This window comes from Sphingobacterium sp. ML3W (assembly GCF_029542085.1).
GTDB lineage: Bacteria > Bacteroidota > Bacteroidia > Sphingobacteriales > Sphingobacteriaceae > Sphingobacterium.
Window position 1 is genome coordinate 2,590,547 of record NZ_CP107036.1, and the last position, 20,348, is coordinate 2,610,894.

At 39.5% G+C, this 20,348-nt stretch carries 20 protein-coding genes and 2 tRNA genes; 14 read left to right on the forward strand and 8 right to left on the reverse strand.

Going from position 1 to position 20,348, the window contains the following annotated elements; genetic code table 11:
* Nucleotides 1-113: 113 nt before the first annotated feature.
* A tRNA-Arg gene (locus OGI71_RS11180) sits at nt 114-187 on the reverse strand.
* Nucleotides 188-218: 31 nt separating this feature from the next.
* A tRNA-Arg gene (locus tag OGI71_RS11185) sits at nt 219-292 on the reverse strand.
* Between the two features lie 186 nt (nt 293-478).
* Between OGI71_RS11185 and OGI71_RS11190 the strand changes: the two genes are divergently transcribed.
* Nucleotides 479-1,306 carry an alpha/beta hydrolase gene (locus OGI71_RS11190; RefSeq protein ID WP_282255533.1) on the forward strand — a complete coding sequence of 276 codons (828 nt, stop codon included), beginning with the start codon at nt 479-481 and terminating at the stop codon, nt 1,304-1,306.
* A gap of 126 nt (nt 1,307-1,432) precedes the next feature.
* Here the strand turns inward: OGI71_RS11190 and OGI71_RS11195 are convergent, their stop codons facing one another.
* Nucleotides 1,433-1,768, reverse strand: a complete 336-nt coding sequence (locus OGI71_RS11195; RefSeq protein ID WP_104382695.1) for a DUF3276 family protein — start codon at nt 1,766-1,768, stop codon at nt 1,433-1,435.
* Nucleotides 1,769-2,032: 264 nt separating this feature from the next.
* Between OGI71_RS11195 and OGI71_RS11200 the strand changes: the two genes are divergently transcribed.
* The 6 genes from OGI71_RS11200 to OGI71_RS11225 all read left to right on the forward strand — a co-directional run bounded on the left by OGI71_RS11200 (nt 2,033) and on the right by OGI71_RS11225 (nt 7,608).
* Nucleotides 2,033-2,914: a DUF5668 domain-containing protein gene (locus OGI71_RS11200; protein ID WP_282255534.1), complete on the forward strand. Its 882-nt coding sequence runs from the start codon at nt 2,033-2,035 to the stop codon at nt 2,912-2,914.
* Nucleotides 2,915-2,917: 3 nt separating this feature from the next.
* On the forward strand, nt 2,918-3,964 hold the full coding sequence (locus OGI71_RS11205) for a histidine kinase (protein WP_282255536.1): 1,047 nt from the start codon (nt 2,918-2,920) through the stop codon (nt 3,962-3,964).
* On the forward strand, nt 3,957-4,697 hold the full coding sequence (locus OGI71_RS11210; RefSeq protein WP_282255537.1) for a LytTR family transcriptional regulator DNA-binding domain-containing protein: 741 nt from the start codon (nt 3,957-3,959) through the stop codon (nt 4,695-4,697). The genes OGI71_RS11205 and OGI71_RS11210 overlap by 8 nt, the downstream gene beginning before the upstream one ends.
* A 31-nt stretch (nt 4,698-4,728) precedes the next feature.
* Nucleotides 4,729-6,171, forward strand: a complete 1,443-nt coding sequence (locus tag OGI71_RS11215; protein WP_282255538.1) for a serine hydrolase domain-containing protein — start codon at nt 4,729-4,731, stop codon at nt 6,169-6,171.
* 313 nt (nt 6,172-6,484) lie between these two features.
* Entirely contained in the window at nt 6,485-7,459 is a 975-nt protein-coding gene (locus tag OGI71_RS11220) for a D-glycerate dehydrogenase (protein ID WP_282255539.1), read from the forward strand.
* The gene (locus OGI71_RS11225; RefSeq protein ID WP_199768590.1) at nt 7,456-7,608 is read left to right on the forward strand and encodes a hypothetical protein; all 153 of its coding nucleotides are present in this window, start codon (nt 7,456-7,458) and stop codon (nt 7,606-7,608) included. Before OGI71_RS11220 ends, OGI71_RS11225 begins: the two co-directional genes overlap by 4 nt.
* On the opposite strand, the gene OGI71_RS11230 is transcribed toward OGI71_RS11225, so the two are convergent.
* On the reverse strand, nt 7,605-8,471 hold the full coding sequence (locus OGI71_RS11230; protein ID WP_104382701.1) for a mechanosensitive ion channel family protein: 867 nt from the start codon (nt 8,469-8,471) through the stop codon (nt 7,605-7,607). The two genes, OGI71_RS11225 and OGI71_RS11230, sit on opposite strands and share 4 nt — an antisense overlap.
* Before the next feature lie 147 nt (nt 8,472-8,618).
* On the opposite strand from OGI71_RS11230, the gene OGI71_RS11235 reads away from it, so the two are divergent.
* The 6 genes from OGI71_RS11235 to OGI71_RS11260 all read left to right on the forward strand — a co-directional run bounded on the left by OGI71_RS11235 (nt 8,619) and on the right by OGI71_RS11260 (nt 14,266).
* Nucleotides 8,619-9,485 carry a helix-turn-helix transcriptional regulator gene (locus OGI71_RS11235; RefSeq protein WP_104382702.1) on the forward strand — a complete coding sequence of 289 codons (867 nt, stop codon included), beginning with the start codon at nt 8,619-8,621 and terminating at the stop codon, nt 9,483-9,485.
* A gap of 2 nt (nt 9,486-9,487) precedes the next feature.
* Nucleotides 9,488-9,913, forward strand: coding sequence for a DUF983 domain-containing protein (locus OGI71_RS11240; protein ID WP_120258463.1), 426 nt, complete (start codon nt 9,488-9,490; stop codon nt 9,911-9,913).
* 26 nt (nt 9,914-9,939) lie between these two features.
* The gene (locus OGI71_RS11245) at nt 9,940-11,118 is read left to right on the forward strand and encodes a cysteine desulfurase family protein (RefSeq protein ID WP_282255542.1); all 1,179 of its coding nucleotides are present in this window, start codon (nt 9,940-9,942) and stop codon (nt 11,116-11,118) included.
* Between the two features lie 80 nt (nt 11,119-11,198).
* Nucleotides 11,199-11,525, forward strand: coding sequence for an iron-sulfur cluster assembly accessory protein (locus OGI71_RS11250; RefSeq protein WP_282255543.1), 327 nt, complete (start codon nt 11,199-11,201; stop codon nt 11,523-11,525).
* Nucleotides 11,526-11,777: 252 nt separating this feature from the next.
* On the forward strand, nt 11,778-12,824 hold the full coding sequence (gene asnA, locus OGI71_RS11255) for an aspartate--ammonia ligase (protein ID WP_282255544.1): 1,047 nt from the start codon (nt 11,778-11,780) through the stop codon (nt 12,822-12,824).
* Nucleotides 12,825-12,961: 137 nt separating this feature from the next.
* Nucleotides 12,962-14,266, forward strand: a complete 1,305-nt coding sequence (locus OGI71_RS11260) for a DEAD/DEAH box helicase (RefSeq protein ID WP_282255546.1) — start codon at nt 12,962-12,964, stop codon at nt 14,264-14,266.
* 91 nt (nt 14,267-14,357) lie between these two features.
* On the opposite strand, the gene OGI71_RS11265 is transcribed toward OGI71_RS11260, so the two are convergent.
* The 4 genes from OGI71_RS11265 to OGI71_RS11280 form a co-directional block, all read right to left on the reverse strand.
* On the reverse strand, nt 14,358-15,086 hold the full coding sequence (locus tag OGI71_RS11265; RefSeq protein ID WP_282255547.1) for a menaquinone biosynthesis protein: 729 nt from the start codon (nt 15,084-15,086) through the stop codon (nt 14,358-14,360).
* Nucleotides 15,079-15,705, reverse strand: a complete 627-nt coding sequence (locus tag OGI71_RS11270) for a histidine phosphatase family protein (RefSeq protein ID WP_282255548.1) — start codon at nt 15,703-15,705, stop codon at nt 15,079-15,081. The genes OGI71_RS11265 and OGI71_RS11270 overlap by 8 nt, the downstream gene beginning before the upstream one ends.
* A gap of 17 nt (nt 15,706-15,722) precedes the next feature.
* Nucleotides 15,723-16,922: an aminofutalosine synthase MqnE gene (gene mqnE / locus OGI71_RS11275; RefSeq protein ID WP_282255549.1), complete on the reverse strand. Its 1,200-nt coding sequence runs from the start codon at nt 16,920-16,922 to the stop codon at nt 15,723-15,725.
* Nucleotides 16,923-17,055: 133 nt separating this feature from the next.
* Nucleotides 17,056-18,879: an ABC transporter ATP-binding protein gene (locus OGI71_RS11280; RefSeq protein WP_282255550.1), complete on the reverse strand. Its 1,824-nt coding sequence runs from the start codon at nt 18,877-18,879 to the stop codon at nt 17,056-17,058.
* Between the two features lie 269 nt (nt 18,880-19,148).
* Here OGI71_RS11280 and OGI71_RS11285 point away from each other — a divergent pair, with 269 nt between their 5' ends.
* Entirely contained in the window at nt 19,149-20,309 is a 1,161-nt protein-coding gene (locus tag OGI71_RS11285) for an aminotransferase class I/II-fold pyridoxal phosphate-dependent enzyme (RefSeq protein ID WP_282255552.1), read from the forward strand.
* Nucleotides 20,310-20,348: the final 39 nt, after the last annotated feature.

The following is a 20,348-nucleotide window of genomic DNA, read 5'->3' on the forward strand; positions in this document are numbered from 1 at the left end:
AATTCATTTTTTTACAAATTTTTTTTCAAAAAGAAGTTTCCATACACCCAAATATTCTACGCTTACTTCACCTTCTTTTATGAAAAAAGCCAATCTTCGAGATTGGCTTTTTGTGCACTCCAAGGGAGTCGAACCCCTAACCTTCTGATCCGTAGTCAGACGCTCTATCCAATTGAGCTAGGAATGCTTCTTTTTAATAATACTGAAGCTGTATATTGTGCGCGCCAAGGGAGTCGAACCCCTAACCTTCTGATCCGTAGTCAGATGCTCTATCCAATTGAGCTAGGTGCGCTGGGCAACCAAAACAAATCCGTATCCTTTTCCGTTTTGGTGATGCAAATATCGATATATTTATCGATTTAACAAACATTTTTTCTCTTTTTTTAACTTTATGAAACAACATTTCGTTTATCTCGTTGATAATATTATATTTAAAATATCAACTTTTTTTTTCAGACACTGACAAATGTTATTATTCATGAGCAAAAGAGAATTAAAACTCAGCAAAATCCGCATTGGAGATATCAGCATCTCCTATTATATCCGTCCTAGCACAACATACCCTACCCCTAAAACCGTGTTATTTATCCATGGGTTCCCTTTCAATAAAAATACCTGGAAACAACAATTGTTAGATCTTGACGAGGAATATACAGGGATTGCCCTAGATGTCAGAGGACATGGCCTCAGTACAAATGGACATGGTTTCTTTTCCGTCGATGTGTTTGCAAAAGATCTTGTTGAATTTATCCGGAAATTGGATCTCAATCATGTTGTGCTCTGCGGTATCTCCATGGGTGGTTATATCGCCTTGCGTACCTATGAGTTGATCGGCCAGCAGCTCGCCGGTTTGATTTTATGTGACACCAACTCCCTTGCTGATGATAATAAAGGCAAACAAAAACGATTTGATTCCATACAGGCATTGCTTAAATATGGCCGAAGACCGTTTGCTATCGGTTTTACGGAAAATGTATTCTATGAAAAAACAATCCGAGAAAACCCTGAAGCCGTTGAACTCATCAAGAGCTGTATCCGTAGAAATGAGCTTTCCAGTATATGTTCAACACAACTCGCCCTGGCTTCCCGGACAGACACGACACATTCCCTGAAAACGATTATTATCCCCACACTAGTCATTAAAGGCAAACACGATAAATTGATGAGCGAAGAGCAGACGAGCATTCTTATCGAAAATATCCCTGATGTTAGATTTATGGAATTTGAAGAATCAGGGCATCTGCCGAATCTTGAAGAACCCGAAAAGTTCAATAGGGTATTGAATGAATTTTTAGCCAGTATATAAGATTCTCGTTATTGCGAAGCTATCATGAGGGGATCATAAAACCAAAAACTCAGGAAAATCCGAATATAAAAAAAGCCACACGAGTGGCTTTATTTCTTTTTTCATTGAGATTTCATCCTGGGTACGTTAGAACGAAAAATCATCTTTTGAACGACTATCGGCTTCTTCAGCGTATGCATCGTCAAAGTTCGGCTCATAACGTTTTTCGATTACTTCCTGGTTAGACTTAATGTAATTTACAACATCTGTCAAACCCTCCGCAAACTTCTCAAAATCTTCTTTGTATAAGAAAATCTTATGCTTAATAAACTGGCCATCCTCAAAGCGTTTCTTGCTTTCTGTGATAGTAATGTAGTAATCGTTCGATCGAGTTGCTTTTACATCAAAAAAATAAGTTCGCTTACCTGCTCTCACCTTTTTTGAAAAAACCTCTTCACGCTCTTTGTTTTCAAAATCTCCCATTGGTTGTTATTTAAGTTTAAAGTAATCTTAATCTTTGATAAATATATAATAATTCATTTTAATACACCAAATAATATTAAAAAAAAAGACAATAAACCGTAAAAATGGCATATCCATTCCATCGACGGTCGATAAAAATTAAACAACAAGATTTTTTACCGACGAAATCAGTACATTTACCGAAAATATAAGTTGTATTACCTAAAGCGAATATGCATAGTTTATTTGTGCCTCTATCTTTGAGTCATAAATAGTAAAAACATTATGGAAAAAGAACCTATCATACCAAACAGCAATAACAGCCGCAATATCGTGGGGGCCATTGTCATCATCGTAGGTATATTCTTATTATTGAATAACCTGAATTTAGGAGACTGGTTTCCGGACTGGTTATTTAGCTGGCCAACAATATTGATCATTATTGGTTTAGTGATTGGCGTAAACTCTCAATTTCAGAAAAAATCGGCAATCATCTTATTGATTATCGGTGGTGCCAGCCTGATTTCCCGAATGATGCGTACGGACTTTGGATCAGTAACCGTCCCTATTATCATCATTTCGCTTGGGATTTATTTTATCATGAGTAAACGGAAACCGCCGATGGTTCCGCCTGCTTACCCTAATCCACCACAGAATCCTTACGATTGGGATAAGCGCGTCAATAGTCCTACAGATACTCCGGCGGACGCCACAGCCCCCGATGCAGAGGCAAAACCTTTTAACGAACAATACGGACCAAGCCAACAAGCCTCGCCTAACGCGCAGGCTTTTGGCAACAAAGAGAATAGTTCATTTCATCAGTCTTTTGAGGACAGCCTTAATCTGAATACGATTTTTGCAGGCCAAAAGAAAGTCATTTATTCCAAACAATTTAGAGGTGGCAATTTGACCAACGTCTTCGGAAGTATTGAATTGGATCTAACAAAGGCAGATATCCAACAGGCAATTGTCATCGATACATTTCAGTTATTTGGCAGCGCACGTATTATTATCCCACCACATTGGACGGTATTCAGCAATGTAGCCTCCATTTTAGGATCTGTCGATGACCGGAGATTTCAAACGATATACAATCCTGACACCGATAAAAAGATCTATATCACTGGAACATGTATATTGGGCAATTTAACGATAAAAAATGCTTAATAGATGAAAAACAAGCTGTCTCTCAGTGTTAAAAGTCGATTAATAGGCATTATTTGTATATCCGTATTTATCGGATATCTTGCATTACAATATTTACTGATGCTACGTTCAGGATTTGATTCCGAGCTGGCATTTAAAGATTCATTGATCAATAGTGCTGTGATGATGTTTTGCTGCTATGGCATGTCCTCTGCGTTAAACTTCTACACACCACAACCCCGCGAGATATGGAAGGTGCTGATTATAGGCCTGATTATGGCCGCCATTAGTACTGGGCTGAGCCGTTTTATAATGAGCTATTTTATTCAGCCCAACTTTATCTCGCTACTGGATTTAACATTACCATTTCGTGGTATCGTTAACTTCCTTATCCTCACTTCTGTTGCTATTATCAATATCGTCTGGAATATCCAGGAAGATAATATCAATAACATCAAACGGAAACAAGAGTCCGAAAATCTGCTTCGCGAGGCGGAGCTCTATAATTTACGGCAGCAGCTGCAGCCACACTTTTTATTTAACAGCTTAAATTCGATCATCGCTCTAATTGGCGCGAATCCGGATGAAGCGCGTAATATGACATTTCAACTATCTGATTTTTTACGAGGCACGATGAGAAAGGAAAACAATCAGATTATCACACTGGAAGAAGAACTGGACCATCTACAACTTTATCTTGATATTGAAAAAGTACGTTTTGGCCATCGTCTGAACACTTCCATCTCCTCCTCTGAGGAGATATTTAGTAATAAATTGCCAGCAATGATCATCCAGCCTTTGGTAGAGAATGCCATTAAGCATGGACTGTACAATATAACCGACCAAGTCGAAATACAAATTAAATGCACCTCGAATGAGGGACAACTCCTAATTCAAATTACCAATCCATTTGATGTCGAGGAGCAATCAAGTCCTAAAAAAGGTACCGGATTTGGGCTTTCCAGTATTCAACGCAGATTATATCTTTTATATGGAAGAAATGATCTTATGGAGACACAGATTCAGGACAATATATTTACTAGCACCCTAAAAATACCTCAATATGATTAAAGTCGTTATCATTGATGATGAACCCTTAGCACGCTCCATTATTGCGGGCTATTTAAAAAATGAAGCCGATGTAACCATTATGGCTGAGTGTGGAGATGGTTTTGAAGGCGTTAAAGCAATCCAGACACATGAACCTGATCTGGTTTTTTTGGATGTCCAAATGCCTAAATTGACTGGTTTTGAAATGCTCGAATTGGTGGACAACCCTCCTGCCGTTATTTTCACCACAGCATTTGACGAATATGCGTTAAAGGCGTTCGAAAAGAATGCACTGGATTATCTGCTAAAACCGGTCTCCCCGATGCGTTTCAAAAAAGCCTTGGAGAAATTTAGGTCGAGCTATTCTGCACCCGAGAAGAAGGTCCAACCTAACTATGAGGTACTCGCTGCACAAGACGAAACAAAGATCGACCGTATTGTTGTCAAAACAGGTACACAAATCAAAATAATCCCAATTGATACCGTCAAATACCTAGAGTCTTATGATGACTACGTAAAAATTCATACCAAAGATGGCATGTATCTCAAGAATAAGACCATGGCGTTTTTCGAAAAATCCCTAGATCCAAACCAGTTTGTACGTATACATCGTTCGTTTATCATCAAAGTCGATCAATTGGCTAAATTGGAGCCCTATGAAAAAGACTCTTATATTGCTGCGCTGATCTCTGGAGAGAAGCTCAATATCAGTAAATCAGGCTATGCCCGATTAAAACAATTGATTGGAATTTAAACATTCCGTAGATTTGTGCCTAACAATGGTTATGAAACATTTTTTTACAGCAATATTGTTGGGCATCACATCTTACTCCTTTGCTCAGACAAATCAAGCAGAACAGGTCAACAAAGGAGTTTACAATAGATTGGAATTCTTCATCAATTCCCAGATGACGGACTCGGCCTATAGTCTAGCAAGTGATTCCTATAAACAACAATATAGTCTTCCAAAATTCACACAGATGCTGCGGCAGATCTACCCTTTGGGAAGGATCAAAAGTTCGGACATCACCAGTTTCGAAAAAGGTACAGCAACTTATCGTCTGGATTTTGATAGTCAGACTTATGAAGTATTGTTTGCAACGGATTCGACACTCAAGTTTAACACCCTGCACTTTAGTCAGCTGAATGAACCTACAGCAGACAAAAATATTACCGAGAAACCGATTGAGACTGCGATCGCAACGAAAGCCGTCGACAAAGAGGATTTTTTCATCGATTCTGTTGCAAATTCTTACCTAAAACAACAAAACACACAGTCGCTTGCGATAGGTATTATTAAAAATGGGCAGTCGAAAACCTATTTTTACGGCGAGACCGCAAAAGGTAACCAAACATTACCGACAAAAACCTCGCCCTATGAAATTGGTTCACTCAGCAAAGTCTTTACAGCTATCCTATTATCAAATCTTGTTGAGGAAGGAACAATTACCTTGGATCAACCTATATCATTATTCCTTCCAGATACACTAAAAAAGAATGAGGACCTGGCGAAGATAACTTTTCAGATGTTAGCCAACCATACCTCGGGATTCCCACGACTTCCAGACAATTTTGATAAAGTAAAAGGATACAACCAAAATGATCCCTACAAAGGATACGATAAAAAAGCACTCTATAGTTATTTATCCAGTTTCAAAAGCAAAAAAAAACCCGGAGAAGAATACGAGTACAGCAATTTGGGTTATGCAATATTAGGCGATATCATCTGTAGTATCTATAAAAAGCCATATGACCAGATTGTTCGTGAAATCATCTGCAAACCGCTCGACATGAATAATACCTTTCAGGTATTAGATCCTAAAAGAAAAGATACCTTTAAAGTATACAATAAAGAAGGACAAGAAGTAACCTCTTGGTCTTTCGACACTTTTAGCGCTGCAGGTGGATTAAAATCAACTGTGGAAGATCTGCTTAAATTTGTAAATGCACAGTTTAAGATGCCACAGAGCCCGCTAGAAAATGCGATGGCCAACACGAAATTATTTACTTTCTTTCTCCCTCCTGATACGGACTTGGGATTGGCATGGCACATGAACTTACTTGATGATCTTACTTTTTATTGGCACAATGGCGGTACAGCAGGAAGCAGCTCCTACCTCGCCTTGTCTCCAGATAAAAAAAGTGCCGTCGTCATCTTGTCCAATACTGCAATCTCTGTCGACGATAAGGGAAAAAGCATTTTAGACAATCTGCTTCATACAGAATAAGATCTTCCTGCCTTTTGCATCAACTGCGATGAAAATTCACTGCAGGCTGTTTCAGGCAAATAGACTAAGTGTAGTCAGCTCATTGATACCTTAAAAAACGAATACGAATCAAGAAAAAAGACATTTAAAAAAAACAAAATATTATTATCAGAGCTATATCGAAACAACGATATAGCTTTTTTTGTTGTCATAAAAAGGGTTATTTTTTTGTTGTTACACAAACTGTTAACCATTAACTTTGATTAACAGCCCAAATAAACTGGGCACTTATAATTTTATTTTACAACAGGCTCCACGATAGCATTACATTTACATGAAGATATTTATCACAAAACGAATCCCTCAAAAAGGTATCGATCTATTAACGACAACTGGACATGAGGTAGCAATACATGATTCCGCTACCCCGCTTTCCCCTACCGAACTTATCCGGGCAGGACAACAGGTCGATTATGTACTAAATGGTGGTATGCAAAAGTTTGACGAAGAATTTTTCCAAAACTGTCCCAATCTTAAAGCGTTATCCCTTATGAGTGTCGGTTACGATAACGTTGACATCCTTGCAGCAACGAAATATGGGATCCCTGTGAGCAATACACCAGGTGTGCTTTCTGGCGCTACAGCTGATGTTGCTTTCCTATTGATGCTGGCCGTTTCCAGGAAAGCTTTCTTCAATCACAAACAGATTTTGCAAGGCCAATGGAAAGGTTTCGACCCCACAGCACATCTGGGTATCGAACTCAATAATAAAACATTGGGTATCTATGGGCTTGGACGGATCGGTCTTGAATTTGCCCGTAAAGCAAGGGCTGCTTATAATATGGAAATCATTTATTATAACCGTGGGCGGAACTTGGAAGCTGAACGGATCTTGGGGGCGAGATATGTCAACTTTGATGATCTGTTAACCCAAAGTGACGTGCTTTCCATTCACGCTGCACTCACAGCGGAGACATCCAATAGATTTAATCGGGATACATTTAAGCGCATGAAAAACTCCGCGATTCTGGTCAATACGGCACGTGGCGGATTAGTGCAGGAAGAAGACCTCGCCAATGCTTTACGCACAGGTGAATTATGGGGAGCGGGACTCGATGTCACAAACCCTGAACCCATGGCAGCAGACAACCCACTACTGAATCTTGAAAACGTATGTATTCTACCGCATATCGGATCTGCAACTGTGGAAACCAGAGACAATATGGCCCTAATGGCGGCAAGCAATTTATTGGCAGCGATCAAAGGTGAAAAGATGCCACAAACTATAAATCCAGAAGTATATTCATGAAACGACATTTCTTTCAGTTCCTGAATAAGCTCAATAAAGCAATCCTTCCCAAATATGGGAAGCAGGATCCCTTGAAACTAAAAAAGTACCAACAGGCCATATTAGCCTACCGGTACTTTATTCTTATTCGTGCCCTGGCAGATGATTAAATATCTGTTTTGACTTGTTTTCCCTGATCGTTCCCATTAGAAATAATGCTGATCTGTGTTGGATTCGGAGCTACACTCATATCATTTCGTTCCAGTTCAAGCATAATTTTTTCCTGCATTGAATTCCTTGCCGGCCAATAATGCTCGCGCTTTGTCCATGCTCTTACGGTCAACACAATAGCGCTCGTTCCCAGTTCTTTCACAAATACTGTCGGTTCGGGTGTAGTCAAAACGGTCTCATTCGAGCGAAGCACCCGAAGGATAATATCCTTTGCGTCCTTTATGTTCTTATCGTACGATATGCTTACAGTATATTCAAACATCCGTTGAACGATTTTTGTATAATTCTTGATCACCGAATTAGCTAATGGACCATTCGGACTAAAGATTCGCACGCCATCGTCACCAATCAATGTTGAATATAAAATATCAATCCGCTCGACAGTTCCGGCTGTACCATTCGCACTTGAGATGTAGTCTCCTACTTCGAAAGGTCTAAACATCAGGATCAACACCCCACCGGCAAAGTTGCTTAGGCTTCCCTGAAGTGCCATACCGACAGCCAAACCAAAGGCAGACAATGCCGCTATAAAGGAGGTCGTCTGTATGCCAATCTGACTGGCAACGGTCAACATCAACATCACCCACATCACAATCCTTACGATACTGGAGATAAATGCACGTATTGAAGGATCAACATTTCTCTTCTCAAAACGCTTGTGCAATAATCGGTTGACCAGATCGATAACATATTTGCCAATAATCAATAAAATAATACCACCTATAATACCTGGTATTGAATCAATGACGATATCGGTCAATCGTCCAAATCTAGTCCCTAGACTATTTAAATTACTTTCCATGTTTATTAAATATATTTCCATGCTTTTTGAAACAAGGATTGTTCCAACATCCAAACTTACCTTTCAAAATATTAAAATCGTTGAAAAATACCACAAAAGACCAAATTAACACCACTATAAAAAGAATATTTGAGCTAACTTTGTAGTATGAATAGAAAAAACACCATTCCTATTATAGATAGTTGCAGTCTCGATCTCAACAATAAAACAACTATCCATATTGATGACTTAAGTGAATACGTCATCAAACATGCGAATATGGTGTTTCCTCACAAGCACAATTTTTTTCATTTTGTATTATTTACGAAAGGTTCAGGTGATCACATCATCGATTTCAATCATTATAAAATTAAACCCTTTCAAATCTACTTCATGGCTCCGGGTCAAGTGCATACCTGGAATTTTGTCGGCGATGAAGGAGGCTATGTCGTCAATTTTTCGGTCGACTATTTCCAATCGTTTTTATTACGTACAGATTATCTGGAGCGTTTCAGTTTCCTACAGGGCAAAATTGAGCATTTAATTTTTGAACTGGAAGGACCTTGTCGTGCTCAGGCAACGAATATTCTGGATGAAATCTTATCGGCGAAGTCTAGCGGCCTATCCGAAGATTATATCCGTACACTGCTACTCCAATTTCTATTATATGTCTCCATTTGTTCAGAAAAGGAACAAAAAGACGGAAGCAACCCCTATAATCATAAAATATTCAATAGCTTTCAGCAATTGGTTGAACAACAGTTTAAATCTACCAAATTACCGAGTGTATATGCGGATCAACTATTTATCACCCCAAATCACCTGAATGCGATCTGTAAATCCTATATCGGTCAGTCCGCTGGAGAGATCATCCGCAACCGGATTGTCCTGGAAGCAAAGCGACTGTTAATTAATCGAAATTTAAATATCACTGAAATTGCAAATGAATTGCAGTTTAAGGACAACTCTTATTTCACCAAATTTTTTAAAAAATCCACTGATCTCACACCCGAGGAGTTCAGAAAACAACTATAACTATGGAAGAAGTTAAATACGAACTATCGGAATTCAAAGCCGCATGGCAAGCAAAATGTCCAAGATGTAGAGTCGGTCATGTCTACAAAGGCCCTGCCTATGGCCTAAAGGTACAAAAGATGAACAGTCATTGTGAATACTGTGGTCTCCGTTATGAGCGTGAGCCGGGTTATTTCTATGGTGCGATGTATGTCACCTATGCATTTGCTATCGCAGAGATGGTGACGGCCTGTATGGCAACTTACATCCTTACCGGCAATGATTCGTCCTTCATTCTTTATGCGACTGTTGCTATATTAAGTGTTGTATTAATGTCTCCTTTCAATTACCGATATTCACGTGTCATTTTGATGTATTGGCTGACGCCGGGATTGCGCTATGATCCCAATGTCAAAAAGAAGGAAGTTGATGTGAAAGCTTCTGCATAAACATCATTATCCTTATCTTTATGCTGATGAAGGATATCCTATATTTGGACAACAATGCAACCACCCGAATTTTGGATGAAGTATGGCAGGAGATGATCCCATATTTCATCCAAAATTATGCAAATGCGTCCAGTGTTTATCACCAGATGGGTAGAGCCGCAAATGCAGCGATTCAACAGAGCAGAGCGCAAGTCGCCGAGGCTTTACATTGTACGCCAAAGGAAATTTTTTTCAATTCCGGAGCTACCGAAAGCATCAATACCGTACTGCAGGGTGTATTTGATAAATACCGGTCTCAAGGAAATCATATCATTACAGCCACTACAGAGCATAAAGCAGTATTAAGCTGCTGTGAACAACTGAGCAAACAAGGGGCTCAAATCACCTATCTTCCCGTTGACAGTCAGGGGCACATAGTCTTGGATGATCTTAAAAATGCCATTACCGCCAAAACCATATTAATCTGTCTGATGGCTGCGAATAATGAGACTGGTGTACTGACTGAGATCGAACAGGTGGCCTCCATCTGCAATAAAGAAGATATTCTATTTTTTTGCGACGCCACACAAGCAATCGGAAAAGTTGCGATCGACCTCCAGCAGCTTCCTATTGATCTTTTATGTCTGAGTGCACATAAAATTCATGGCCCAAAAGGAATTGGTGCACTTTATATCCGACGCAAATCAAAGCCCATTCAGCTTACTTCATTAATTTTAGGTGGTGGTCAGGAGAATGGTTTTCGGGGGGGCACCTACAATGTTCCGGCCATCGTCGGCTTTGGAAAGGCGATCTCTATGCTAAACCCACAAGCCTATACAATCGTTCGGGCATATCGGGATCTATTGGAAGCCGAACTGGCTGATATTCCTGAAATTATTATACATGGGCAAAATACCCTCCGCCTACCGACGACAAGCTATATCAGTTTCAAGCATGTACTCGCAAGCGAGATTATGACCGCCTGTCCTACTTTGGCCCTATCCTCCGGCTCCGCCTGTGTTACCGGATCAAGGGAACCCTCACATGTACTGCTCGCCATGGGTATATCCAAAGAAGATGCACTTTCTGCAATCAGATTTAGTCTAAGTATATTGACCACAGATGAAGAAATCCTACAATGCGCACAATTAATCAAAGAGGCTGTACAAAAAATAAGAGATCAATCGCCCATATGGCAACTTTATAAGGCTGGATTGATCAGTTAATTTATGACATTCTAAAAACTTAAGAGCAGACGAAATATAGCGATATTGTATGTATCTTTGTTGTAGACAAAGATACAACTATGATTACAGTTACTGATAAAGCAAAAACTCGTATCGAGGCAATCATGAAGGATGAGCAATATGACGACAATTACTTTGTGCGTGTTGCTGTAGAAAGTGGTGGTTGCTCAGGCTTAAGCTATAAACTGAATTTCGATAATGAGGAAAAAAAGGGAGACCAGTTTTTCGAAGATAAAGGAGTTAAAATCTGTTTGGATATCAAATCATTCCTCTATTTAGCGGGAACGGAACTTGATTACTCCGATGGGTTGGACGGAAAAGGATTTGAATTCCATAATCCAAATGCAAGCCGTACATGTGCCTGTGGCGAGAGTTTCTCGGTATAAGCGGATCCCATTCCATAAAATAAAAAAAGCCCTGAAATAATTTTCAGGGCTTTTTTTATTAGGTCGGCTGAGTTTAGTTGCACCGACAAATTAATAGTTTAACAATTACATATTGACCTATTCGCTTTTTCTTGTAATATTTATATTTTTTCAACATTTTAATAGATAAATATCAAAAATCACAACAAAACATATTAGCAAATGATATTTTCATATTTTTGTATCAAATAACTGAATAAGAAAAATGATGCGATGTACAACGATCCGTACATGGCTTTTCAATTGACTCATATGGAGGGAAGAAAACTTTTAAATACCGAAGTTGCTATCAGCTTCGTTAAAGATACATTTGTCCAAGAATTAAAAAACAAGTTAAATCTGATTCCAATTTCATCACCACTGGTGGTCTTGGACGGCACAGGATTAAACGATGATCTGAATGGCATCGAGCGCCCTGTTTCCTTTCCGATCAAATCTTTAAATGAAAAGCGTGCAGTCGTGGTTCATTCATTGGCGAAATGGAAAAGAGTACGCTTAAAAGAGCTTGAAATGTTACCAGGTGAAGGTATTGTCACAGACATGAAAGCCCTTCGTCCGGACGAAGATTACACGCCTATACATTCCATTTATGTGGATCAATGGGACTGGGAAAAAGTAATCGGAAAAGATCAACGTAATTTGGTTCTCCTGAAAGATACGGTACTCAATATATACGAATCACTTCGATTTACAGAATTACAGGTGGAATGTAAATACCCTCAGATAAAAGCGATCCTTCCAGAGACCATTACATTTATCTCTTCGGAGGAGTTATTGCAAAAGTACCCAGACTTAAGTGCCAAAGAACGAGAAAATGCCATCACAAAAGAACACGGTGCGGTATTTCTTTACGGCATTGGCGGTGCACTGAGCAATGGGGTAGCACATGATGGTCGGGCGGCAGATTACGACGATTGGAGTACAACAAATGAAGCTGGCTACAATGGGTTAAATGGTGATATCCTTGTTTGGAATCCTATTTTAAATTCAGCATTCGAACTTTCATCCATGGGGATCCGTGTCGACAAAACAGCATTAGCCCATCAGATGGAAATTAGAAATTGCAGCGAAAAGTCTAAACTAACCTTTCATAGCATGCTTCTTAACGATGAATTACCCGAATCTATGGGCGGTGGTATCGGTCAATCACGTGTCTGTATGTTTATGCTTAAAAAGCAACATATCGGTGAAGTACAGGTCAGTATCTGGGAAGAAGATAAAAAACAAGCTTTACGCGAAGAAGGTATTGACATACTCTAAACCAATACTTTTAAAGTATTACACTTTAAAGCTTTAAAAAGCGTCCGGCGCTATAAAGTCTTATACAAAAATCTGACAAAGGTAATCCATCTGAAAGAGATGGGTTACCTTTTCGTTTTAATTAGTACTTTTGTACTATGCAGCTAGAAGCTATTTTAAATAAATTAGGCATTTCATCCCTGAATGAAATGCAACAAAAGGTATTGGACACCTATCAACAAGATAAAGATCTCATCTTGCTCTCTCCTACAGGATCAGGAAAAACCTTAGCCTTTTCATTATTAATACTACAACAGCTAAAAGATATCGCGCGTGAAGTACAGGTTTTGGTTTTAGTACCTACCCGTGAACTCTCCTTACAGATCGAGCAAGTCATCCGAAAATTAGCAACAGGATACAAAGTGACCTGTGCCTATGGCGGACATAGCATACGTATCGAAAAAAACGCATTCAAAGATGCGCCATCTATTCTTATTGGTACCCCAGGTCGAATAAAACAGCATCTTGAAGAGGGAAATTTTGATCCGACACAGATCCATACCATAATACTAGATGAATTTGACAAGTCATTGGAGCTTGGCTTTCATCAGCAAATGGATTTTATTATTCGTCACATGCCAAAAATTAAGTCGCGCATATTGACCTCTGCGACAACAATGGAGACCATTCCGGCTTTTACGCAGATTCAGGATCCCATTACTGTCGATTTCCTGAAAGATGCAAACAATATCCCGCGGATCACGATAAAAAAAGTAGTTGCAACCAGTCAAAAGAAACTGGAAGCGCTTTTAAAACTTATCTGCAAGATCGGTACAAAAAAAATGATTATTTTTTGCAACCATCGTGATGCTGTTGACCATATCAGCGACCTATTGGATAATCGTAATATCATCCATGACATCTTTCATGGTGGTTTGGAGCAACAGGACAGAGAGCTGGCGCTGCTAAAATTCAGAAACCACTCTAATAATGTCCTGATTACCACAGACCTTGCTGCACGGGGATTGGATATCCCTGAAGTGGATGCAATCATTCACTATCAGCTTCCACATAAAGAAGATGATTTTACACACCGTAATGGACGCACGGCGCGCATGCAGGCAAAAGGTGATGTATATGTCATTTTAAAACCTGAAGAAAATTACCCTTACATTTTGGAAGATACGGCAGAAGAGGAGTTCCCGGACTTTTATGACCTGCCCGAAAACTCACCTTTCGCTACACTCTATGTCAGCGCCGGAAGGAAGGATAAGGTCAACAAAATTGACATCGTCGGCTTTCTATTAAGTCTGGAAGGCATCGAAAAAGACGATATCGGAATTATCGAAGTCAAAGACAAAATTGCTTATGTTGCTGTCAGACGTAAACTGGCTTTAGCGATCATCAATGCCGCAAACGGACAGAAGGTCAAAGGCCGAAAAGTTAAAGTCGGAAGAACGTAGAAAGCATAACAAGGTATATTTACATATAAAAAAAAGAGGTTTGTTGAACAAACCTCTTTTTTTTATATGTAGCGCATTGCGCTTTATTTGATCAATCCAGATCTTTTAAATAGCCAAGATAACGCTGTACAGCTTCCCGTTTTTGATCCGTTAGATGAAAATCAAGATGTGCCGTTAAATATTTTGTATAATCAAACCCTTCAAATTCGGGGAGACCTTCAATGACGTCGGTCGCATGAGCCACGCCATAAGCTAGGGCATCATTGAAATCTTTCACAAACGATTCAGGCAGCTTTTTATTGCTTACCCAAAGGGCAAACGCAAACGGCAATCCTGTAAAATCAAACCATTCCTTCCCCAAGTCATAAACGTAGGGTACGGTATTCTTTTTACCGAAGGTGCGGTCACCGATCAGAACATAAGCATCCGGTTCCACACTATCATCTGTAATCAACTGAATCTCTCTTTTCCAATAATTCTTTAGCAGCACACGGGCAAGGCCATTAGAAGTACGCGATTGCTTATCCAGTCTGAGGGTATCCACCTCCGTAATGGGCTTATTGGAAAAAATAAACACCGAATCAACGGCACCTTCAGTTCCGATACAAAAATCTGTATTGATATAATATTCAGGAAGACTTAGTAGTGCGGCAGTCGGAATAATTCCCATATCCGCCTCGTCATCTATTACTTTTTGTGCGCAGGCACTTGGATAATCGACACTGAGATCAATCTGATCCATTACCTTTGATTTGCGTATTCCGTTCAAAAACGGATATGTGTTTGTATACGATACGGCTGAAACTCTAATTTTATTCATTCATCAATGCTTCTAGGTGGTCTGTATTGTAATGGTCTATAATTTCAAATTGACCATTATTATACAGCAATTTATATAAAGCAGTATTTGTGTGTGGAAAATCATCCATATATCGGGCATCAATACCAGTCATGAGGCAAAGCATGATACGTAGGGCACGGCCATGCATACAAACAAGGATATTTTCTTCATTTGTTTGGGCCAGCATATGATCCAATGCAACCTGCTGGCGTTCCATTAATGCATTAGGAGATTCTCCATTTTCAATACTGACATTCAATTCTCCGTTGCGCCATGCAGCAACTAATTGCTCAAAACCAGACAACAACTCAGGCGTCTGCTCTTTCCCTTCGTAGATTCCCCAGCTGATTTCGTCCAACCCGACAAGCTGTTCCCAGGGTAAATTTTGGTCAATAAAGCCTTTTACCGTCTGATGGGTCCGTAATAAAGTCGAGGTATATACTTTGTCAAAAGGCACTGTATTGTACCGTTCAAAGAAAGCCTGAGCCTGGGCCATGCCTGTTTCATTTAATGGAGAATTAACCCCCCTCCCCTGCACTATGCCCTTTAGATTTAAATCAGTCTGTCCGTGTCGTATAAAATAAAATGTCTTTTTCAAAATGAATATGATCTAGTTTATGGGTTCACAACAGGTAGTGCATAATAACTTTTCTTTTTGGTATCCTCTTCAAAGACAACATCATTATAGTCAGTTACCACATTATACAATGTATCGCGTTCAATGGGATGACGGCCTACCTTTTTAATCAATTCCACAACCTCTTTTGTTGTCATTCCAGGTTTTTGCTCTTCCGCACCAGCCATACTGTATATTTTGGTCGTATCGTCCAACGTACCATCAATATCGTCCACGCCAAAAGCTAGGGACAATTGTGCAGTATCTCTTGATATCATAGCCCAGTAGGCTTTGATATGATCAAAATTATCCATGTAGATCCGTGCGATCGCATAATTTCTTAAATCTTCGATAACAGACACCTCAGGGATATGTGACATCTGGTTCTCCTTATTTCGAAATTTCAATGGAATAAAAGTCTGGAAGCCGCCCGTTTTATCCTGAAGCTGTCGCAAACGTTCCATATGATCTACCCGATGCCAAAATTGCTCAATATGACCGTATAACATCGTTGCATTTGTATGCATGCCGAGACGATGTGCTTGCTCGTGAATATCTAACCACTGCTCTGCCGTACACTTATCATGCGCAATCTGTTCCCGAATTTCCGGATGAAAGATTTCTGCTCCACCGCCGGGCATCGAATCGAGACCACAAGATTGCAAATATTTCAGTCCATCGTAGTGACTCAACTTTGCTTTCTTGAAAATGTAATAATATTCTACTGGCGTGAGTCCCTTAATATGTAATTCGGGTCGATGTGCTTTACATCTTTTAAAGAAATCCGCATAAAACTCGAGGTTTTGCTTCGGCACAACACCACCTGTAATATGCACTTCAGTAACGGCTTCATTGTCATATTTCTTCACAATATCCATCATGCCATCGACTTCCATTTCCCAACCTTCGGCGCGCTCTTTAATTAGTCTGGAATACGAACAGAATTTACAATCATATACACAGACATTCGTGGGCTCAATGTGAAAATTACGGTTAAAGAAGGTATGGTCTCCATGACGTTTCTCGCGGATATAATTGGCGAGAACACCAAGATAGCCTAATTCACCTTTTTCGTATAAAAGAACTCCTTCATCAAAAGTGATACGCTCCTCTCGCAAAACTTTCTCGGCTATATTTCTTAATTCAACGTCTAAATGTTTATCATTGATCAAGAAATTTAATTTATCTATTGCGTTCATTAATGTATCTCCTATCTTAAACAAATGTACCTAAAAGGCGACAAAAGTTATAATAAAATGTGATAACACTCATTCAGGATTGCGTCATGTTTAGTCCTACAAAGACAAACAAAACGTTCCTAAAACGACATGCTTAGTCGGTAAATTGCTGCATCTCAATTAACTTCTTATATAAGCCATTATGCTGTAGCAATTCACTATGGCTACCTGTTTCAACAATTTTCCCAGCTTCGATGACCACAATCTTATCCGCATTCTGAATGGTACTTAAACGATGGGCAATCACGACTGTTGTGCGATTATCCATCAATTTATAAAGGGAATCTTGTACTAGTTTCTCGGATTCGGTATCCAGGGCCGAAGTGGCCTCATCGAGCAGCATAATCGGTGGATTTTTCAATACCGCACGTGCAATACAGATCCGCTGACGCTGTCCACCTGACAATTTACCGCCCCGATCGCCAATATTGGTTTGGTACCCCTGATCTGTCTTTAGAATAAACTCATGTGCATTGGCTATTTTGGCAGCTGCTTCGATTTCTTCCTGACTAGCGGCTAGATTGGCAAATGCGATATTATTGAAAATCGTATCATTAAATAAAATTGATTCCTGATTGACCACCCCGATCATACTACGTAAAGAATCCTGATCCAGATCCCTTAGATCCACACCATCAAACAGGATCTGTCCGTCAGTGACATCCATAAATCGTGGAATGAGATCCACTAATGTTGATTTCCCGCCACCTGAGGGACCGACTAATGCAATTACTTTCCCTTTTTCAATCTCAAGGTCTATCCCCTGAAGAATCTTCTTATCTTTTGTATAAGCGAAATTTACATCTTTAAAAACAATACGTTGCTCGAAGCTTTCGACCTTTTTCGCATTCGGTTTGTCGGTCACCTCACTGCGTTCATCAACTAATTCCAACACCCGTTCTCCTGCTGCAAGGCCATTATGAATACCACTAAAAGCATCTGTCAATGCTTTTGCCGGGCGCATGACCTGCGAGAAAATGGCTATATAAGCGATAAATGCAGGTGCCGTCAAACTTTTATCTCCAGATAGCACCAAATGCCCGCCATACAATAAAATAATAGCAACCATCATCACCCCCAGCAGCTCCGAAACAGGAGAACCCAATTGTTGTCTCTTCGCCATTGCCCGACCAATATTGGCATATCGTTCGTTCTCATTATGAAATCTATTTTTTATAAAAGATACTGCATTAAAGGCTTTGATGATTTTAATACCGGATAATGCCTCATCCAGATAGGATATCATATTTCCATAGGATTCCTGAGCTGAACGCGCCTGGCTTTTTAAATTTTTTACAATTCGTGCTATAAAAAATGCTGAAATCGGAATAACCAATAAAGAAAAGAAGGTCAGCTTGGCCGAGATATTAAACAACATCACAATATACGCGATCAGCTGCAAAGGTTCTTTGAATACGACCTGTAGAGTACCCGTTACCGAATACTGTACAACCTGTACATCGGAAGCAACCTTGGAAACGATATCTCCTTTCCGCTGTCCCGTAAAATAACCGACATGCAGATCCATCACATTGTCAAATACTGCCCTGCGTAGTTTCAACAAGGTGTGAATGCGAAAATTTTCCATAATCCGCTGGCAGAAATAACGGAAAAGATTACTGATAAATACAGAAATTACAATAACAATACAAACGTACTTTAATGCACCATAAGCACCAAGCTGGCTATTTGCTACATTCGCATAGTAATTAAACCAGGCCAGAATATCCGTATAAGCCTCAGGTTTTACAACTTCAGTGACAGATTTACCGGTATTAAAAAGTGTATGGAGTAATGGAGCGAGTAATGCTAAATTTAAAGTGCTAAAAACAACCGTAATCAAGGTGCAGATTACATAGGGAATCGCAAATTTCTCAATGGGTTTAGCAAATGATAAGAGCCTAAAATATGTTTTCATTTATTTTGAACTAAGACAAATTAATTTGATACAAAAAATAATTTGCCGACCTCTCCTCTTCCATTAAAATTCTGTTAAGCGAGGAAATTGAACAAAAATAACAAATTAATCAAGAAAAGCACTCATACAGTTCTATTCAATAAAATTCCCAAGGGCAAGTATGAAACGATGATCGTGCTATTCATTTGAAAAAAAGACAAAAATAGCTACTTTTTATAGATAATTCCCTAATTTAGCTTCATTCAAATACCAAAATTATTAAAAATAAAATGCAAATAGACGTTGCCAAAAGATTGCAGCAAACTGAAGAATACTACTTCTCGAAAAAACTAAGAGAAATAGATGAGCTTAACAAACAGGGTGCACGTGTAATCAATCTAGGAATTGGAAGTCCTGACTTACCCCCTCATCCGGAGGTAATAGCGACATTGAATACGAATGCCCAACTTCCAAATGTACATGGCTATCAAAATTACAAAGGGGCTCCAGCTTTAAGACAGGCTGTTGCCGATTGGTATCAACGCTATTATCAGGCCACTTTTAATCCCAATACGGAAATCCTACCACTTATTGGATCGAAAGAAGGTATTGTACATATTTGCATGACTTACCTACAGGAAGGAGACAAGGCTTTAATCCCCAATCCCGGCTACCCTGCTTATGCTGCGGCTGTAAGATTGAGTGGAGCTGAATCGATCACCTATAAGCTTACACAGGAAAAAAATTGGCTGATTGACTTTGACGAACTTCGGAAACAAGACCTATCAAAAGTTAAATTGATGTGGATCAATTATCCACACATGCCTACGGGTGCCTCGGCTTCGGATGCGTTTTACAAAGAACTGATTGAATTTGCAAAGGAATTCAATATTCTTATCTGTCATGATAACCCCTATAGTTTTATCCTGACTGACAAACCGCGTAGTATCATGAGCGTGGAAGGCGCAAAAGAGGTCGCGATAGAATTAAATTCACTGAGCAAATCATCCAATATGGCTGGCTGGAGAGTCGGAGCATTGGTTGGTAGCGAAGAGCGTATCAATCAGGTGTTACGTTTTAAAAGCAATATGGACTCCGGAATGTTTTTGCCAGTTCAATTGGCGGCAGCAAAAGCCTTACAACTGCAAGATTCATGGTATCAGGATCTTAATAAAATTTATGCAGATAGACGTCATAAAGTCTATGAAATCATGAACTTATTGGGCTGTTCATACCAAAAAGATCAGGTTGGTTTATTTGTATGGGCTCAAATCCCAAATTCCTATAAGGATGGTTATGCGCTTAGCGATGCTGTCTTGGACAAAGCACGTGTGTTTATCACACCGGGAGGGATTTTTGGAGATGGAGGGAATCAGTATATCCGGATCAGTCTCTGTGCCACAGTAGAAGTTCTTGAAGAATCCATCCAACGTATTAAGGATAATTTCTAGACACATTTTTCAAAATTAACATTTCAATCAAATGAAGTT

Bases quoted from the DNA above. Each gene is read 5' to 3' on its own strand.
- OGI71_RS11190 (WP_282255533.1), top strand. From the start codon at position 479: ATGAGCAAAAGAGAATTAAAACTCAGCAAAATCCGCATTGGAGATATC.
- OGI71_RS11195 (WP_104382695.1), bottom strand. From the start codon at position 1,768: ATGGGAGATTTTGAAAACAAAGAGCGTGAAGAGGTTTTTTCAAAAAAG.
- OGI71_RS11200 (WP_282255534.1), top strand. From the start codon at position 2,033: ATGGAAAAAGAACCTATCATACCAAACAGCAATAACAGCCGCAATATC.
- OGI71_RS11205 (WP_282255536.1), top strand. From the start codon at position 2,918: ATGAAAAACAAGCTGTCTCTCAGTGTTAAAAGTCGATTAATAGGCATT.
- OGI71_RS11210 (WP_282255537.1), top strand. From the start codon at position 3,957: ATGATTAAAGTCGTTATCATTGATGATGAACCCTTAGCACGCTCCATT.
- OGI71_RS11215 (WP_282255538.1), top strand. From the start codon at position 4,729: ATGAAACATTTTTTTACAGCAATATTGTTGGGCATCACATCTTACTCC.
- OGI71_RS11220 (WP_282255539.1), top strand. From the start codon at position 6,485: ATGAAGATATTTATCACAAAACGAATCCCTCAAAAAGGTATCGATCTA.
- OGI71_RS11225 (WP_199768590.1), top strand. From the start codon at position 7,456: ATGAAACGACATTTCTTTCAGTTCCTGAATAAGCTCAATAAAGCAATC.
- OGI71_RS11230 (WP_104382701.1), bottom strand. From the start codon at position 8,471: ATGGAAAGTAATTTAAATAGTCTAGGGACTAGATTTGGACGATTGACC.
- OGI71_RS11235 (WP_104382702.1), top strand. From the start codon at position 8,619: ATGAATAGAAAAAACACCATTCCTATTATAGATAGTTGCAGTCTCGAT.
- OGI71_RS11240 (WP_120258463.1), top strand. From the start codon at position 9,488: ATGGAAGAAGTTAAATACGAACTATCGGAATTCAAAGCCGCATGGCAA.
- OGI71_RS11245 (WP_282255542.1), top strand. From the start codon at position 9,940: ATGAAGGATATCCTATATTTGGACAACAATGCAACCACCCGAATTTTG.
- OGI71_RS11250 (WP_282255543.1), top strand. From the start codon at position 11,199: ATGATTACAGTTACTGATAAAGCAAAAACTCGTATCGAGGCAATCATG.
- asnA (WP_282255544.1), top strand. From the start codon at position 11,778: ATGTACAACGATCCGTACATGGCTTTTCAATTGACTCATATGGAGGGA.
- OGI71_RS11260 (WP_282255546.1), top strand. From the start codon at position 12,962: ATGCAGCTAGAAGCTATTTTAAATAAATTAGGCATTTCATCCCTGAAT.
- OGI71_RS11265 (WP_282255547.1), bottom strand. From the start codon at position 15,086: ATGAATAAAATTAGAGTTTCAGCCGTATCGTATACAAACACATATCCG.
- mqnE (WP_282255549.1), bottom strand. From the start codon at position 16,922: ATGAACGCAATAGATAAATTAAATTTCTTGATCAATGATAAACATTTA.
- OGI71_RS11280 (WP_282255550.1), bottom strand. From the start codon at position 18,879: ATGAAAACATATTTTAGGCTCTTATCATTTGCTAAACCCATTGAGAAA.
- OGI71_RS11285 (WP_282255552.1), top strand. From the start codon at position 19,149: ATGCAAATAGACGTTGCCAAAAGATTGCAGCAAACTGAAGAATACTAC.